14 protein-coding genes and 2 pseudogenes are annotated in these 15,544 nt (G+C 62.9%); 4 read left to right on the top strand and 12 right to left on the bottom strand.

Annotation, left to right across the window (positions count from 1 at the left end):
- Positions 1-110: 110 nt before the first annotated feature.
- The 11 genes and pseudogenes from VRZ77_RS09285 to VRZ77_RS09235 form a co-directional block, all read right to left on the bottom strand.
- Positions 111-443, bottom strand: coding sequence for a hypothetical protein (locus tag VRZ77_RS09285; protein WP_414592373.1), 333 nt, complete (start codon positions 441-443; stop codon positions 111-113).
- 246 nt (positions 444-689) lie between these two features.
- Positions 690-752 (bottom strand): annotated as a pseudogene (locus VRZ77_RS09280) (hypothetical protein); the annotation flags it as partial.
- 724 nt (positions 753-1,476) lie between these two features.
- Positions 1,477-1,683 (bottom strand): annotated as a pseudogene (locus VRZ77_RS09275) (DUF2813 domain-containing protein); the annotation flags it as partial.
- Between the two features lie 58 nt (positions 1,684-1,741).
- A complete protein-coding gene (locus VRZ77_RS09270; RefSeq protein WP_414592371.1) occupies positions 1,742-2,932 on the bottom strand; it encodes a restriction endonuclease subunit S in 1,191 nt (396 codons plus the stop codon).
- Positions 2,929-4,488, bottom strand: coding sequence for a type I restriction-modification system subunit M (locus tag VRZ77_RS09265; RefSeq protein ID WP_414592370.1), 1,560 nt, complete (start codon positions 4,486-4,488; stop codon positions 2,929-2,931). The genes VRZ77_RS09270 and VRZ77_RS09265 overlap by 4 nt, the downstream gene beginning before the upstream one ends.
- Complete coding sequence (hsdR, locus tag VRZ77_RS09260; RefSeq protein ID WP_414592369.1) at positions 4,475-6,847, bottom strand: EcoAI/FtnUII family type I restriction enzme subunit R; 2,373 nt, start codon at positions 6,845-6,847, stop codon at positions 4,475-4,477. The genes VRZ77_RS09265 and hsdR overlap by 14 nt, the downstream gene beginning before the upstream one ends.
- The gene (locus VRZ77_RS09255; RefSeq protein ID WP_414592368.1) at positions 6,844-7,041 is read right to left on the bottom strand and encodes a helix-turn-helix domain-containing protein; all 198 of its coding nucleotides are present in this window, start codon (positions 7,039-7,041) and stop codon (positions 6,844-6,846) included. The genes hsdR and VRZ77_RS09255 overlap by 4 nt, the downstream gene beginning before the upstream one ends.
- A 201-nt stretch (positions 7,042-7,242) precedes the next feature.
- Positions 7,243-8,673 carry a hypothetical protein gene (locus tag VRZ77_RS09250; RefSeq protein WP_414592367.1) on the bottom strand — a complete coding sequence of 477 codons (1,431 nt, stop codon included), beginning with the start codon at positions 8,671-8,673 and terminating at the stop codon, positions 7,243-7,245.
- The gene (locus tag VRZ77_RS09245; protein ID WP_414592366.1) at positions 8,673-9,185 is read right to left on the bottom strand and encodes a GNAT family N-acetyltransferase; all 513 of its coding nucleotides are present in this window, start codon (positions 9,183-9,185) and stop codon (positions 8,673-8,675) included. Before VRZ77_RS09245 ends, VRZ77_RS09250 begins: the two co-directional genes overlap by 1 nt.
- 3 nt (positions 9,186-9,188) lie before the next feature.
- Entirely contained in the window at positions 9,189-9,491 is a 303-nt protein-coding gene (locus VRZ77_RS09240; protein ID WP_414592365.1) for a DUF1778 domain-containing protein, read from the bottom strand.
- 179 nt (positions 9,492-9,670) lie between these two features.
- Positions 9,671-10,804, bottom strand: a complete 1,134-nt coding sequence (locus tag VRZ77_RS09235; RefSeq protein WP_414592364.1) for an SAVED domain-containing protein — start codon at positions 10,802-10,804, stop codon at positions 9,671-9,673.
- A gap of 110 nt (positions 10,805-10,914) precedes the next feature.
- On the opposite strand from VRZ77_RS09235, the gene VRZ77_RS09230 reads away from it, so the two are divergent.
- The 3 genes from VRZ77_RS09230 to VRZ77_RS09220 are packed head-to-tail and all read left to right on the top strand — an operon-like array spanning position 10,915 to position 14,286.
- Complete coding sequence (locus tag VRZ77_RS09230) at positions 10,915-12,132, top strand: nucleotidyltransferase (RefSeq protein WP_414592363.1); 1,218 nt, start codon at positions 10,915-10,917, stop codon at positions 12,130-12,132.
- On the top strand, positions 12,129-13,853 hold the full coding sequence (locus VRZ77_RS09225; RefSeq protein WP_414592362.1) for a ThiF family adenylyltransferase: 1,725 nt from the start codon (positions 12,129-12,131) through the stop codon (positions 13,851-13,853). The genes VRZ77_RS09230 and VRZ77_RS09225 overlap by 4 nt, the downstream gene beginning before the upstream one ends.
- Positions 13,828-14,286, top strand: coding sequence for a Mov34/MPN/PAD-1 family protein (locus VRZ77_RS09220; RefSeq protein WP_414592361.1), 459 nt, complete (start codon positions 13,828-13,830; stop codon positions 14,284-14,286). The genes VRZ77_RS09225 and VRZ77_RS09220 overlap by 26 nt, the downstream gene beginning before the upstream one ends.
- 92 nt (positions 14,287-14,378) lie before the next feature.
- Here VRZ77_RS09220 and VRZ77_RS09215 read toward each other — a convergent pair whose 3' ends face one another.
- On the bottom strand, positions 14,379-14,972 hold the full coding sequence (locus VRZ77_RS09215) for a DUF6088 family protein (RefSeq protein WP_414592360.1): 594 nt from the start codon (positions 14,970-14,972) through the stop codon (positions 14,379-14,381).
- Positions 14,973-15,191: 219 nt separating this feature from the next.
- Here VRZ77_RS09215 and VRZ77_RS09210 point away from each other — a divergent pair, with 219 nt between their 5' ends.
- Complete coding sequence (locus tag VRZ77_RS09210) at positions 15,192-15,395, top strand: hypothetical protein (protein WP_414592359.1); 204 nt, start codon at positions 15,192-15,194, stop codon at positions 15,393-15,395.
- Positions 15,396-15,544: the final 149 nt, after the last annotated feature.

The raw sequence follows: 15,544 nt of genomic DNA, 5'->3' as shown, positions 1-15,544 counted from the left end.
CTCAATAACTCCATGTAGATCACTCCGCTGTCCCCCGCGATGCCGCGTGAGACGTGGTGAAAACATGGGTCAGTTCTCGATGGAAAAATCCGCTCCTGCCGGGTCAGATCTCAGTGGAAATCAACAATCACGGCTTCATCTGCGGCCGCGATCCACGAAACCACATGCTCCATCGCCCAGCCCTGCGGCCAAAACACCACGCAACGCGGCGGCGGGTTGCTGGCCTTCACCGCATCGAAGTAGCCACGCCCGTCATTGTCCCCATCCACCAGAATGCTGGGCCGCGCGTGAACGGCGCTGACCAGGGTGAACGTGTCGGCGATCTTGGCGTCGATGGTCGGCACGACTCCGACGAAGGTGGAAAGAAGCGGCGCGCCGTCCCCGGCGTCCTGCCAGCCTTGATGCAGTTCAAGGGCGGTTTGCAGCGCCTCCAGCCATGCCACGTCTGAAATCCCTTCGGGGATCAGGACGCTTTCGTGCATGAGCGCGGCTACCAACTTCTGCCGCCATGCAAAGAGAAGATGCTGCTGGTGATTGGTCGGCTGTGCGGGCACCGAGTCCATGAGCGGCTTGGCGCTCAGGATTCCTTCGCGCGTTTCGACAAAGAGCGTGTCGGGCGCGGGAAACATCGCAGCGACGATGGGCGAATGCGTGGTGACGACGGTCTGGTTGCATAGCGCGTTGAGGCGATTGACCAGCCGCTTCTGCTGCGAAGGCTGGATATGAAGTTCCGGTTCCTCGACGGCCAGCACGAAGGACTGGCCGGTTTCCGCGCGCCTTGCCGAATTGCATCAGCAATAGAAGGCTTTGCAGGGAGACAAGGCCCGTGCCCTGCCGCTGTGAGGGAAGGGTCGGCCCGGTCCCATGCACGAAATGCGGCATGACGCTTTCCAACACGGAATCGCTGTCGGTCGCGGTCAAGCGCAATTGAAGTCGTGGCGCGGTGGCCATGAGCGTCCGCAGTTCGTCGTTGGCGACGCTGACGATCTCGGAAAGTCCCGGCTGGTCTTCGAGCCGCGCGCCCTCCGGCGGATTCCAGAGTCGCGCCCGTTCGGCGCGGACGGCCTGTGCGGGCATGTCCCCACGCGTCGCTACCACGCGGCGGAACAATTCCGAGGAAAAGGAAATCCAGCGGTCCCATGTGCGCGAGGCCGGAACCAGAAAGAAGCCCAACTCTTGGAGCGCCTTGGTCTGAATCGTTCGCAGATGCGCGTCTTCTGCGAACGGATCGCCCAGCGTCGCCTCGTCGTCCACGAAAAAACGGATCGTCTCGGCCTCCAGCTCGTCGAGATCGAAGCGCGCGGCAAAGCCGATCTGCACCGCCAGGCCGGTATGCTGTGCGTCCGGCGCGGCGCTCAGCGTCTTGGCCTTCGGGTCGTACCATTTCTCGACCCCTCGTTCGGGGCTGAACCAAGAGGAATGATGATGCGGGTCGTTAGTCGTAAAGCCCGTCACGGTGGCGATGCACAGGATGCGCGCGGGTTCATCCGGCGCGCTACCGTGAAAATCGTGTTCGGTCAGGCGGCGCACCAGACGGTCGCGCCCGAACAGCAACGCCAGCGCTTCGACGACAGTGGTTTTGCCGCTGTTGTTCGGCCCCACCAGCACGGCATGACGGCCCAACGAAATGTCCGCAGAACGCACGCCCCGGAAGCCGGAAATCGTCAGACGTACAACGTGCATCCCGCCCCCTCTTTTTAGCGTTCAGGATTCGTGTTTTTTCTTATCGTCGGCCATGTGGTCACAATTCCCCCTTGAACGCCTTGTCGAGAATCGCAGGAAGCATGGCGTCCAGCTCGGTGGCGGCTTCGGTTTGGAGCGCCTTCACTGCATCGACCTTGGCTTGAAGGGCATCGAGTTCGGCAACAACTCGTTCCTGCACCAAGATGCTTGGAACAGGCACCTTAAAGGCAAGTAACTTGTCTGTATTGAGTTTCCTCGTGTCGTGCCCCGAACGATCTACAAGACCGAGGACTCGTGGATTCCAAGCCCATAGCACCGCACACAAGTATTCTGGCAATATCCTCGCATCAGGGATGAGGGCCTTCATGTCCTGGTTGATAGTCGCGGGGGCCTGCAACAAAGCGGCAGGAAATGTGTGCGCGAGGATCATGCCGCGGACGACGACCAGCACGGCACCTGGGGCTATGAGCTTTGCCGGACTCTCCTTGCTGGCAATCTCCGTGATGTGGTCAACGGCGTCGGCCAACACACGACGCTTCATATCCTTCGGTGTTATCCACGGAATATCGCCGCCCCAAAAGTGCGGTGCATCCTTCGATGGTGTTCCGCCGCCACGAACTGTCACGAGCGAACCGAGCGCAAGGTGGGGGACAGTTTTGGTCAGTGCCTCTAGGATGCGCGCGGCGGCACTTGTGGTTAGGGCGTCCATGCCTTCGGCGGATACCACTCGCAATCCACGCGCCTCCGCCACCTTCGCGGCCAGTTCCTCAATGCGAGCGACAATGCGGTGTTGCTCGGCGAGGGGCGGTAAGGGAACGCGAATCGCGGCGAGCTTTTCGGTACCTAGCGTTCGGTTGCGACCTGCGCCACCCGGTGACGCTTGAAGAAGTCGCTCGCGCCCATCCGCGTGCGCGAACCAATACTTGAGGAATCTGGCATCAGCCTTTGTGCTATCCGGAACGCACGTCAGAAATCTATGTGAGCCAATCATTCCGCGTTCGGCTTCGGTAGCAACGGCGATTGCCCCCTCCCACGCAAAGACGATATTGAAGAGCAAGTCTCCTGGCTCCACGGTGAAGACGCGCTTGCTGCCGATGTCCAATCCAGTGACTGGAGCTTTGTGAAAGACCCCCTTCCCGAAGGAGCGGATCCCGATTTCCCGGTACAGTTCCTCGGCCTTTGTGAGAATGGGGCGTCTCACGAGCGGGGCGATTTCACCCAAGGGTGCGTTGGGCCACACCACCGTCATGCAGGCGACCCCAATACCGCTTTGATCTCCCGCATCAGGTCAGCGATCCGCAGTTCTTTCTTGAGAATATCATCGGCGAGTTGATCCGGCGGTAAGTGCACGAAATCTACCTTTGCGCGGGGATTCTTGCGATCAAGATTGCAATTGACGCCGAGCAGCTCCTTAACCGGCACTTTCCAAGCCTGATCGTTTTCCTCACGCTGGGTCCACCACGCCATGCAGTCCTTGAGTTCGTCGAACTGCATGGGCTGGGTCTTTGTGTAGTTCTTGCGTCCCTCGGGCAGCGGCTGCTCGTAATACCAAACCTCCTTGGTCGGCCCGGATCGGTCGAAAAACAAGATGTTGGTCGGGATGAGTGTGTAGGGGGAGAACACGCCATTGGGCAGCCGCACGACGGTATGAAGGTTGAACTCCTTGAGAAGCTCCTCCTTGATCCGCGCGCAAACGCCGTCGCCGAACAGCGTTCCATTCGGCACGACGACGGCGGCACGCGCCGGGCGCCCCACGGGAGTCGGCTGGCGCTTGAGCTTGCGCATGATGAGTTGAAGGAACAGCAGCGCGGTTTCCGCAGTCTGGCGGTCTTCGGGGAAATTACCCTGGATACCCTTCTCCTCCTCCCCGCCGAAGGGCGGATTGGTGAGGATCACATCGACGCGCTCTTTCTCGCCGATCTCGGAGAGTTTGAAGCGCAGGGCGTTGTCAGGGTCTATCTGCGGCGCGTCCAGCCCGTGCAGCAGCAGGTTCATCTGGCACAGCAGATATGGGAGGGATTTCGGTTCGCAGCCTGTGATGGTGTCGTCTTGCAGACGCTTGCGGTCGGCGACGGTCTTCACCTGCTTCTCAAGGTGGTTGTACGCCTCCACCAGGAACCCGCCCGTGCCGCTGGCCGGGTCGAGGACGGTTTCGCCAAGCCGAGGATCGGTGACTTCCACCATGAAGCGGACGACGGCGCGCGGGGTGTAGAACTCGCCGGAATCGCCCGCCGCGTCGCGCATTTCGCGGAGCATGGATTCGTAAAGCGCGCCGAGGGTGTGAAGCTCGTCCGACGACGTGAAATGAATCCCGCCAACTTTGTTGACGATGTCGCGGAGCAGATAGCCGCTCTTCATGCGGTTATCGACGCCCTTAAACACGGTGGCGATCACGTCGCGGCGGTTGTCGCCGTTGGAGCTTGAGAGCGAACGCAGGTAAGCGAACAGGCCGGGGCCTTTCGTCCCGTCCGCGCGCACGGCTTCGTCGGAATTGATGAAGGAAAGCAGTTCGTCGCCCGTGATGCCCTGCGGATCAGCGGCCCAATCGCGCCAGCGATACGGAGCTTCGATGGCGGCCTTGAATTTCTTGCCGGATAGCGCCGTCTCTTCCTCGCGCTGCTGTTCCAAGTCGTCGAGGAATTTCAGGAACATGATCCAGGTGAGCAGCGGCAGACGGTCGAGGTCGCCGTTCAGCCCCTTGTCCTTGCGCATGATGTCGCGCGCGGACTTGAGAAGGCTCCCAAGCATCTGCGAGGTCGTCATCGGTGCGGCGTCTGTGCCGTTCTTCTTTTTAATTCGCGCCATAGAGCAATCCTTGCAGGTCGTTTACGGCCCGGCGAAGCTCGTCGGGGCCGCCGAACAGCTTGATGATTTCGGCGGGCTGGCCGTGGGTTGAGATGGGCGGAACCTTGAGCACGTCCGGCAGGACAAACTGCGCGTCGCCGTGTTCCGCGTACTTTTCCAGAAGCTCGTCGAGCACCTGACGCGCCTCGGGGGAGAATTTCTCGAAATAGTCCTTGCGCTCGGATTTGAGGCGCTGCGCCCGCTCGCGCCGGGTGCGAAGCGGCGCGTTGAAGGCCAGATGGCAAAGCAGGTCGAAGGGGTCGGCGTCGGTCTGGCCCGTCTGTTCGGCCAGCACGTCGAAGTCGATACCACGCTCGGCCAGGGCGGCAATAATCTCGCTGCGCTGGTCGGCATCGGCCCAACGCCTGCGAAGCTCCGCGGAGGTTGGCGCGAGCGACCGGACGCTTTCAGCGGCGTAGTCAGTGTATTTGACGACGCGAAGCTGCTTGCCGTTCGGATCAAGCTCGTGGACCAGATGGGCCACGACTTCGACCTGGCCGCCGTCGAAATAGAATTTGCGCGGCTCACCGGTCGGCGGTTCGATCACGCCGGGTTCGCCTTCCTCGGGTGGGGCGGGTTCCGGCTCCTGCCCTTCGGGGACGATTTCCGTCGTCGCGGTGGTTTCCCCGGCGTCGTTCACTTCTTCTTCCGTGATCCGGGCCGGATCGCCGTCGAAGTCCGGGTCGGCGAACATGCGGGTGGCCGAGCCGGTGTAGTCGAGGATGTTGAACCACAGCTTGCCGTAATCGTCGCGCAGGCGCGTCCCGCGCCCGATGATCTGCTTGAACTCGCTCATGGACCCGACGACGCGCGCCAGAACGACATTCTTGCAGGTCGGCGCATCGACGCCGGTCGTCAGAAGCTGCGACGACGTGAGGATAACCGGCGTTTTGGTTTCGAGGTCTTGGAACTTCGACAGGTGGCCGCGCCCGATGGCGCCCTCGTCGGCGGTGACGCGCGCCACATAGTTGGGATACTGCGCCACAAGGTCGGCATTGAGGTTGACCAGCGCCCGCCGCATTTCCGAGGCGTGTTCCTGATCGACGCAGAACACGATGGTCTTGGCGAAACGGTCGGTCTTCTTGAGGAAGTCGGTCAGGTGGCGGGCGATGGCCTCCGTGCGGGCGCGCAAGGCGATAGATCGCTCGAAGTCCTTGGTCTGGTATTCATCGTCGGGGATCGCGCGGCCGAAGCGGTCAACCTCGTCCTTGCTCGGCCGCCAGCCTGCCGCGTCCCATTGGGTGACGACGCGATGCACGCGGTAGGGCGCGAGGAAGCCGTCATCGATGCCCTGGCGCAGGCTGTATTCGTAGATGGGATTGCCGAAATAGAGGTAGGTGTCGCGGTTGTCCTCACGCAGCGGTGTGGCCGTCATGCCGAGTTGATAGGCGGGCTTGAAATGCTCAAGGATGACGCGCCATGAACTGTCGTCCCGCGCGCTTCCCCGGTGACATTCATCGACAATGATGAGGTCGAAGAAGTCCGGCGGATAGTCCCGGAAAAGCCCGGCGCGGCGCTCGTCCTCGGCCAGCGCCTGATAGATGGCGAAATACATTTCCCGGCTTTTGACGATCTCGCCGGATTCGATCTTGTGGCGCGCGTCCCCGAAGGGCGTGAAGGTCTTGTCCTTCGGGTCGTCGATGAGGATGTTGCGGTCGGCGAGGAACAGGATGCGCGGCTTACGATGCTCTCCGGTCGTATTCCAGCGGCTCGACCACAGCTTCCAGCAAATCTGGAAGGCCACGATGGTTTTGCCTGTTCCCGTCGCCATCGTGAGAAGCAGGCGCTTCTTTCCGGCGAGGATAGCTTCGACCGTCCGGTTGATGGCGATTTGCTGGTAGTAACGGGGCGGCTTGCCGCCGATCGTGTTGTAGGGAGCGATCAGGTGCTCCACCCGCTCGGGCGTGTCGATTCCGCTACCCGCCTGATAGCGCCGCCAAAGACCGTCAGGCGTAGGGAAGTCGGCGACGCGCGTTTCCGTCCCCTTGAAATAGTCGATCTCGATGATCTCGGCGCCGTTGGTGGCGTAGGCGTATTTAAGGCCGAGGATTTCCGCGTAGTCGCGGGCCTGCTGCACGGCATCGGTCGCGGATTTGTAACTGGCCTTCGCCTCGACCACGGCAAGCGGGAAGTCCCGCATGTAGCGCAGCAGGTAATCGACCCGCTTGGGCGGCTTGCGGACGAAGCCCTTGCCCACGGGAATGACGCGGCCATCCGTGATGGTGCGCTGCTCGGCGATAGAATGAGGTTCGTTATCCCACCCCGCCGATTGCAGCTTGGGCACGACGAATTTTCGGCAGGTGTCGGCTTCGTTCGTCATGCGCCCCCGCTGCCCCCCTGCTGTTCCTCAACCTTACGCTTTATCCAGTTTGCGATTTCCTGCCGCTGGAACCGCCACGATCCGCCGACTTTGAAGCCCGGAATTTCGCCCGCCAGAGCGAGCTTGTAGGCGGTCTTCTCATTGATCTTGAGAAGTTCCGCTACCTCCCGGATCGTCAGGATTTCGTCGGTCATGCGCCTGCCCGCGACTCGTGATCGGGAAAGTTTATAGAATATTGGAGAAAATTAGGGAAGACGACGGCAGCTCCCCATCGGGCGTGCAGCCGCGGTTGGGCCGGGCTGCCGAGGGGAAGCGCCTACTTCCACCGCGCTCAGTGACCACAGCCTGACCCAGCAGGTGGCGAAGATCGGCTTCAACAGCGAGCTCGGCGACGCCTAGCCGATCGTCGGCGGCGCTTGGCGCAAAGGCCGGTATTCGTGTTTGGGCGAGGCGTAGTCGATGTATCGATCCGCCGCGTTCGTGATCCGCAGTAGGAGGCGCTGGAACAACCCCCGCAGCAGTTTCATGTCCCGGATCGCCGCCACCTCCTGACCCTGAGGGATCGGGGTGCCGTGGGCGGCCTTGTTCCGCCGGCGCCATGCGGCCTCCTCGTCTTCGCCCAGCTCAAGGTTCAGGGCAGCCATGACGTCCTTCAGCCGCTCGCGCTGATCGATGCCGTTGAACAGGGGCAGCTTGCCCTTCAAAGCCGCCTTCGCCTCGTCGGCGATTTCGGCGTCGTCGATGATGCCGCCGAGCGCAGCCTTGAGCGCTTTCCATTCGGCTCGTGTGGCCCAGCCCTCTCGTACTTTTCCGAGGTTGGCTTTTGTGTATGCGGTCTGGAGGCCCTCGATCGCCGCCCCAAAGTGCGCGGGCGCGATGTGCGGGGTGGCGGCGCAGGCATGCCAGAAGGCCCAATGCAGGTTCGCGAGATCCAGGGCGTCGAACGCTGTCACGAACGCCTGAATCGCCCTCGTCAGCTGCGGGGCGCCGATCTCGTTCAGGAAGCGGTCGCCAAGCGGCGCGAGCTGCAGGGTTTCAATGTCGAAGGCATGGCGGCGCAGGCTGTAAGCGCTTCGCGCGAGCGTGGACACGACGTTCCATTCGGCGTCGTAGTGGGTTGTCCCGAGATCAACCAAGTACACGCCCATCGCGAAAGAAAGGCCTGTGCGGACCTTCTTTCGGAACTCGTCGTCTGGGGCGCCATCGTAGACGATGCACCCCGGCTTGATGGCACCGGGGCGGTCTTCTCCGTCGAGCGCGCAAACGTAGAAGGTTGTGCCGTCCACCGTCACCTTGGCGGAGTTCCACGAGGTGCTGGAACGGTCGGTATCGCTCGCGATAGTGATGCCGTCGTTGAGCGAAATTCTCCGAGTGGTGATGGTTCTGGTAACCACGTCGGAGGCCGCCGGCCAAGTGTATGGGCTCCAGGGTAGGTTTTCGAGCCAATCGATGACGTATGCCGCGGGCGCCGCGGAAGGGTTGTTGGTCTTGGCGATATGGACCTGGGCCAGCTCCTTAAGGGGCTGTTCAGTCACGCCGATGGTCTGGCGGTTCTGGCTATAGGGCGCCAGCCCTAAGAACTCCCCTTCGAGGCCGCCCACGCTGCGGAGGAGCGCCCGCTCGGTCGTCATGCGAGCCGTGCCTCGCGGCTGATCGATCGCCGCCGACGTCGCATTGGGGGCGGCTTCAGTCTCTAAGATGAGTTGCAGCTTTTCGTCCCGGCGGATCGAAAAGCTCCGGATCGGCTGATGAAGCGAGCCGGGATCGGTGATCTCGAACAAGCCCTTGTTCAGGATGCGAAGGCATTCCTCGGTCAGGTTATGCATCACCGGAAGAGCCGCCGGATGTCAGTCATCGGCCGAAATAGTTTCATGGGCTGATCGGGCAATGCGAGGAAACTCTCCCGCTCATAGAAGCGACGAGCGCCCTCATCTTTCGCGTCGACGATCACGGCGAACGAGGCAACTTCACTCCCTGCGGCGCGGTAAAGCGCATCCGCTAGCAAGAACCGGCCATATCCCTTGCCCTGTTGGCGTCGATCGACGGCAAGCCTTCCGAGCAGTGTCGCCGGCACGAGAGGGTAGCGCGGCAGCTTCCGCGCGGTTTCCGCTGGAAGCTCGCCAAGATGCACACCGGTTGATGACAGCGTGTAGTAGCCGGCGACAGTCCCGTCCGGCAGGAGCAGGACAAACGGCGCAGCCAAGTTTTTTCGGGCGTCTTGTCCGGCTTGGGTCCGAAGATATCGATCAAGGGCATCGACGCCACTCTCGAACCTGGCCCGATCGTGGTCGGAGGTCAGCGCCTCGACGCGCAGCTTCTCGTCGCTTCCTGACGACACGCCCTAGACGCCGGCACGCTCGCGATAGCGGCGTACCGTATCCCGCAGACGGTCATTGACCGGCCGGGGATTGATTAAAGCATCCACGAAGGCCTCGCTGTCGCGGACAGAAAGCGCGAGCTGGCTATGTTCCTCAATGGCCCGCCGCGCCGCGTCCTGGACGCTGCTCAGAACGAAATCGGTCACGCTCCGCCCTTGCAAAGCAGCGGCCCGTTCAATCAGGTTTTTTTGCTCGGCGGTGACACGCGTCTCCAGACGCTCCGCTCGCGTGCGCGTGCCAGTCGTTTTAGATGCTGCGTTCGGCATGGTAACCTCCACCGCCAATGTACGGCCATTGGCCGGTTTTTTCAAGGGGCGGGTTCGCGCTGAAGAACGAATAAGGAACGTCCCGTTGGTCGTGCCCCGAGCAGGGCACATTACGCTGTGCGGGCCCCGTCCGGCCGGCGCGGTTTCCAGCAACAGATCACCGGAGCATCGCGTCGCCGTCAGCTCGTGATTTTCAAGGTCGGAATGAAGCCGCCGACGGTCCGATTCTGGTCATAGATCTGCATGGGCAAATCGGCCTTCGGCATCCGCACGCGCCCGACCTCGACCGCCGCTGAATTCGGCAACGCGGGAAACACGTTGATGACGGCATCCTCGCCGTGAAAGGCCTTGATGCGATCGAGCAGACGTCGAAGCTGGCGCTTGAATTCCACCAGGTCGTCCGGACGGCGCATGATGTCGTTGTGCGGATTTTCGGCCGTCAGCGACCAGATGGCGACATCGTCGCCGAGCACCGCGCGAATCCGCTCGTCTGTAACGGTTGCGCTAAGCGCGAGCTTCAGCGCGACCGCCGCCTTCGGTGACCCGAAATAGTCGCCGGCCCGAAAGGTGATCGCGGGCTGGTCAGCTTGCCAGCGCCATGTTGGCGGCTCGCGATATCGCTGATGAACCGTGACCGGGACGATATCCCCCAGCAGATGCCCAAGCTCGATGAGCAGCGGTTGCGGCGCCAGCGCGAACACGCTGAGCTGCTTTATCTCCTTTTGCTCGATGCGCTCTTTCACCTTGCGCGCGAACACGCGGCGCAGATTCTCCTGCTGGACGGACCAGTAATTCGCTTCATGATCGGCATAGTCACATCCGACCAACTCGATATCGATCGTTCGGCCCTCGGCAGGGTGCCTGTCGGGCGGCATCGCCATGAAGATCGATCGCGTTGATACTAGCGCATCGCGCTGTCCGATATCCGCCGCGAACCGGAGGACGTGTGCGGCACGCTCCTGCGCCATTCCCGTCACGATGGCGATCCGGTCCTCGTGCTCCGCCTTCATTTCAAGCAGGACGGCCTCGGGATGATCGGCGAGATAATCGACGTCTACGCCCTTATGGTGCTTCGCACAGAGCAGCATAAGATTGCTCAGGTCTTTGGCGAGCGCGGGCGAGCGAACTGGATCGCCGCGCGGGCCGTCGGCACTGTCGGCGACAATGTGCGCGATGAAGCCGAACTTCCCGTCCTCACGGCCGGCGATCAGGTCGCCGACAAGTTCCTCGTTGCACCCGCGGTATTCGCAGCGCCCGGCTGCCTTGGTCCAAAGGGCGACCTGAATTTTCTGTGGGATTTGCGTTTTTGCCATGATGGTGTTTCGCCCCGATTCGCTATAGTGTTCACGTTTTATCCTCAAAGCTCAACCGCGCAGTTCGACCATCCACACGCGGACCGTGGGCTTCACCTTGGAGGCCTATGGTGGAAAAGCAGACGCGCACCCGCGAGAGCGAGGAATTCCTCGAGGATCTTGCCGAAGAACTGAGCGTGCCGCCAAGCCGGTATGAGCAGGCCGACCGGAGCTACAAGTCACTGGGCGACTGGCTGCACCGCGACGCCTCGACCGTCCGACAGTACGGACCCAAGGTCTACGTCCAGGGGTCTTTTCGCCTCGGCACGACGATCCGGCCCTTGAACGACGCCGAGGAATATGACGTCGATTCCGTCTGCGAGCTTCAGAAGCTGGGCAAGACCTCGCTGACGCAACAGCAGCTCAAGACCCTGCTCGGCGCCGAGATCGAGGCCTATCGGCGCGCGCAGAACATGAACAAGCCGCTTCGCGAGGGTCGCCGTTGCTGGGTGCTCGACTATGCCGATGGCGCCCAATTCCATATGGATATCGTGCCCGCGCTTCCGAACGGGCAAGCCGCCCGCCTCCTCCTGGAATCCCGCGGCTATGACGCGCGTTGGACACTCACCGCCATTGCCATCACCGACAAGGAGGGGCCGACCTACACCACCGTTACCGATGATTGGCCGCGCTCGAACCCCAAGGGCTACTGCGAGTGGTTCAAGAGCCGGATGGCAACCGCGTTCGAACGGCGCAAGCGCGTGCTCGCCGAGAGCATGAGGGCGAGCGTCGAGGATATCCCGGACTATAAGGTCCGAACGCCGCTTCAGGCCGCTATCATGATCCTGAAGCGTCACCGCGACCATACCTTCGAGCATGGCGGCGACGAACGGCCGATCTCGGTCATCATCACCACCCTTGCGGCCCACGCCTATGACGGCGAAGAGACGATCGGCGAAGCGCTCGCGGTGATTCTCGCGAGCATGGACCAGCATATCCTGTGGCACAACAACCGCTACTGGATCCCGAATCCGACCGACCCGCTCGAAAACTTCGCCGACAAATGGGCCGAGCATCCCGAGCGGGCGACCGCGTTCTACGAGTGGCTCCAAAAGGCCAGGACGGAATTCGCCGAGGCAGCCCGGTCGAGCGACAGGAGAGTGATCACCGAGACGGTCGGACGCGGCGTTGGCGGATCGCTGGCCGACCGCGCGGCCCGCCGCCGTCCGCCGCCGGCGCGATCCCCGCTGCTCAAAACCGCTTCGGTGGCGCCCGTAGCCGGAGGTCTTTCCTTTCCGGACAGGAGCCGGGTGCCAACCAAGCCGCAGGGGTTCGGCGGCGCGGAATGATCTGGTGGCTCGAAAATCCGACTCGCGCGCGAACCGAACGTCAGGGCGTCGCTGACCTCGCGGAGCGAGTCGCCTGGCTCAAGGGCGTCCGCTGGCATCTCTCGAACAGCGCTGCGCTCGCGGTCGATTTCGAGATCGAGCATGACGGCGACAGCGTTCCGCTGACGATGACCTATGCCGAATTCCACCCCAATTCCCCACCCATCGTGCTTCCCAGAGACGGCAGTCGCCTGTCGAACCACCAATATGGGGCGGGCGGAAATCTCTGCCTGGAATATCGCGCCGACAATTGGGAGACGTCGATCACCGGGGCGATGATGATCGAGAGCGCGCATCGTCTGATCGCCGGTGAACGCGATGTCGATGGTCCCGAACTGCCCTCGGCGCACGCCGTTTCGCTCGGCCAAAGCGTGCGCGGCTCCTATTTCCGGTTCCTGCTGACGCGGCAAATGGAAGAGCGCCTGAAGGCGATCGCTCCCGGTCAGTCGGTCGAGATCGGCATTGCGGAGAAATATTACGCCGATACCTTCACGGTGACGATCGCAGAGATCGACGGCGTCACCGATGGCCGTGCATGGCCGGCCGGGATTCGGGAAACGACGAAGCGCGGCCAGGCCATTCGGCTGCCCGAAGGGACGGCGATGCCCGCGGCCACGCAAACCGGTATCGCCGACCTGCTCGGCGCGCTTGGCCTCGGAGCGCTTCGCGAGGCTGCGCTCGCCGCCAGCGGAGAAATGGACTTGGTGCTGGCGTCCGCGACCGGGACCGCACATTTCTATGCCTATGACGCCGGCCAGAAGCGCGTCTTCGGTCGCTCGCGACTACTGAAGGTCATAACCGGTGGCCGGCTCCCGGACGACTACGCTGTCCTCGCCGGAAAAAGCGTCGGCATCGTCGGATGCGGCTCGCTTGGCTCCAAGCTCGCCGCGATGCTGGCGCGCGCCGGCGTGCGGACGTTCACGCTGGTCGACGATGACGTCTTCTTCGCCGAGAATCTGGTGCGCAACGAACTCGGCGCCGCCGCGGCCGGCGTGCACAAGGCCGACGCGGTCCGCAGCCGCCTCATCGAGATTGCCGGTACGATCGACGTCACGGTGCGGCGTGTCGCGCTGGGCGGCCAGGAAAGCGCCGATTCCACGGACTCGGTGATGTCGGCGTTGCGCGCCTGCGACCTCATAATCGACGCCACCGCCGACGCCCATTGCTTCAACTTCTGCGCCGCGGTCGCGAAGGAAAGCCTGAAGCCACTCGTCTGGGGCGAGGTGTTCGCCGGGGGCATCGGCGGCCTCGTGGCGCGTGTTCGATCGGGCCATGAGCCGGAGCCCCAGGCCGCCCGCAACCAGATCAACGCCTGGTGCAATGCGCATGGCGTCCCCGCCCCGCTCGCCGGCTTGGCGGCCCCCTATGAAGCGGCAGCCGGGAGCGCCGGACCGCTTGTCGCTGACGACGCCGAAGTTTCCATCATCGCAGGTCACCTCGCGCGTCTGGCGACCGATGTGCTCACCCTGCCGGAGGACAGTGCGTTTCCGGCGCCCGCCTATGCGATCGGCTTGCGCAAGGCCTGGATTTTCTCCCAGCCGTTTGAGACATGGCCTATCGAACTCGCCGGCTCGGCCCCCTGGAAAGCCGAACAGGACCCCGCTTCTGTCGCAGACAGCCTTGCGCTCTTGCGCGAACTCTTGCCCTCGGCGTTCGATGGTCACGATCAGCCTTCCGAATGACCAGCGGGCGCAGCTTCGCAAATGCCTGCGAGGGGCCGGTCGGCGTGAGATCGGCGGCATCCTCATGGGAGAGCAAGTCGCACCCGATCATTTCCGCATCGTCGACTTCTCGGTCGACGAAACGACCGGGACGGCTGCGCATTTCGTCCGCAGTCCCGACCATCATGCGCAAGCGCTCGACATCTTCTTTCGAAAGACCGGCTCCGATTTCAAACGCTTCAACTATCTGGGCGAGTGGCACTCCCACCCCAGCTTTCCGGTCCGGCCGAGCCACGAGGACGTCATCTCGATGCAGAGCCTGGTCAACGGCGAGCGGGACATCGATTTCTCAGCGCTGCTGATCGTCCGGCTGCGGTACTTTCTCCACCTCGAGGCCGTCGCCTATATGTTCGTCCGGCGCGCCGCGCCCGCAAACGTCGCGCTCACGATCTAATCGCATTCAAAAGGTACGCCGGGCGGCCGGATCGATCGGCGGTGACGCGCAGGACCTCACGGCGGTCCTCGACCGGCAGGGAGAGAAAGGCGTCAGCCATAGGCGGCCTTCCCTACGCTCCGCGCGAGCCACGTCGGAAGCTGCGGCGCGGCGGCCACTAGCTCGCCGAAGACGCCTGGCGGCATCTTCCGCTTCAAGGCCTTCAGCGCCTCTTCGGCGTTGTCGGGGCCGAGCCACGCAAGTGCGCGCACCGCTTCCCCCGCCGGCCGGCTCCCCAAGGTCAACTGCCAGCGTGGCGCGTGGCGCAGTTCCACGACCTGCTTGCCGAGGCTCATCTTCCGACTGCGCCCCGAAGTCAGATAGACCGACCGAACCGGCACCTGCGTCGTCAGGCCAAGGGCGTTGGCCGCCGCCGCTCCATTCGAGACAATGACCTCGCCCCGCTGGGCGGCGAGTGCCTCCACAGCCTGTTCGACGGAAGGCGCTCGCGTTCCGAACCGGGACGTGATCGGACGGAGGTAGACGCCGCGCCCGGCGCGGATGAGCTGCCCGCGCTCGGCCAGACGCGACAAAGCCTGGTCCACTGCGGCGCGATTGCCGAGGTGGAGCAAGCTCTTAGCAGATATGGGCGCCCCTTCGGACTGCCTCTCCGCATACGCCAGAATCTGTTCGCTCAGACGTGACATGGCCCTTCTTCTGTTAGAAACATGAGCGGTTTTCTGACAATCTGCAACCTGATGTCCGCGACACCGAAGGCTCCGGAAATTGGAGAGTCGCGGGGACCAGCCGCACCCGGGGGCCTGGGCAGCTTGGCCAACGCTGTCTCAGATCCGAGGATTGCGCTAAGGTTGCGGGCCTCCTTCGCCAAGTCTGGCGCCGAGGAACGAGATAGGTGGAGGCCCCACATGCCGACGATCACCCTCTCCGCCACGCCCAAAGGCAATGGCTTCCAAGCAACGGTGACCTTCCCGGGCGACGGCGTTTCGATCAGCTCGGCCGAAACCTATCCAACGATCGCTGAAGCGCTGACTGCCGCCGCGCTCAAGCTGCTCGACATGCCCGAACGCCTGGAGGCGATGGATCGTCTGGAGCCCCTGGCAACTCGATAAATTGAGGCTGACCGCTCACCTGGAAGCCGGAAACTCGCCGATATGGGATGACGGATCACTGGAGGGGAAAGCCTTCCCCCTGTTCGGCGCCGCGGTCGCCGACGCATCCCCTTCTGCGGGGAGATCCCCGCAACGCCCCTTTTAGAGTG

It is taken from the genome of Ancylobacter sp. G4_0304 (assembly GCF_047501495.1).
GTDB lineage: Bacteria > Pseudomonadota > Alphaproteobacteria > Rhizobiales > Xanthobacteraceae > Ancylobacter.
This window is presented reverse-complemented; position numbering and strand designations above follow the sequence as displayed.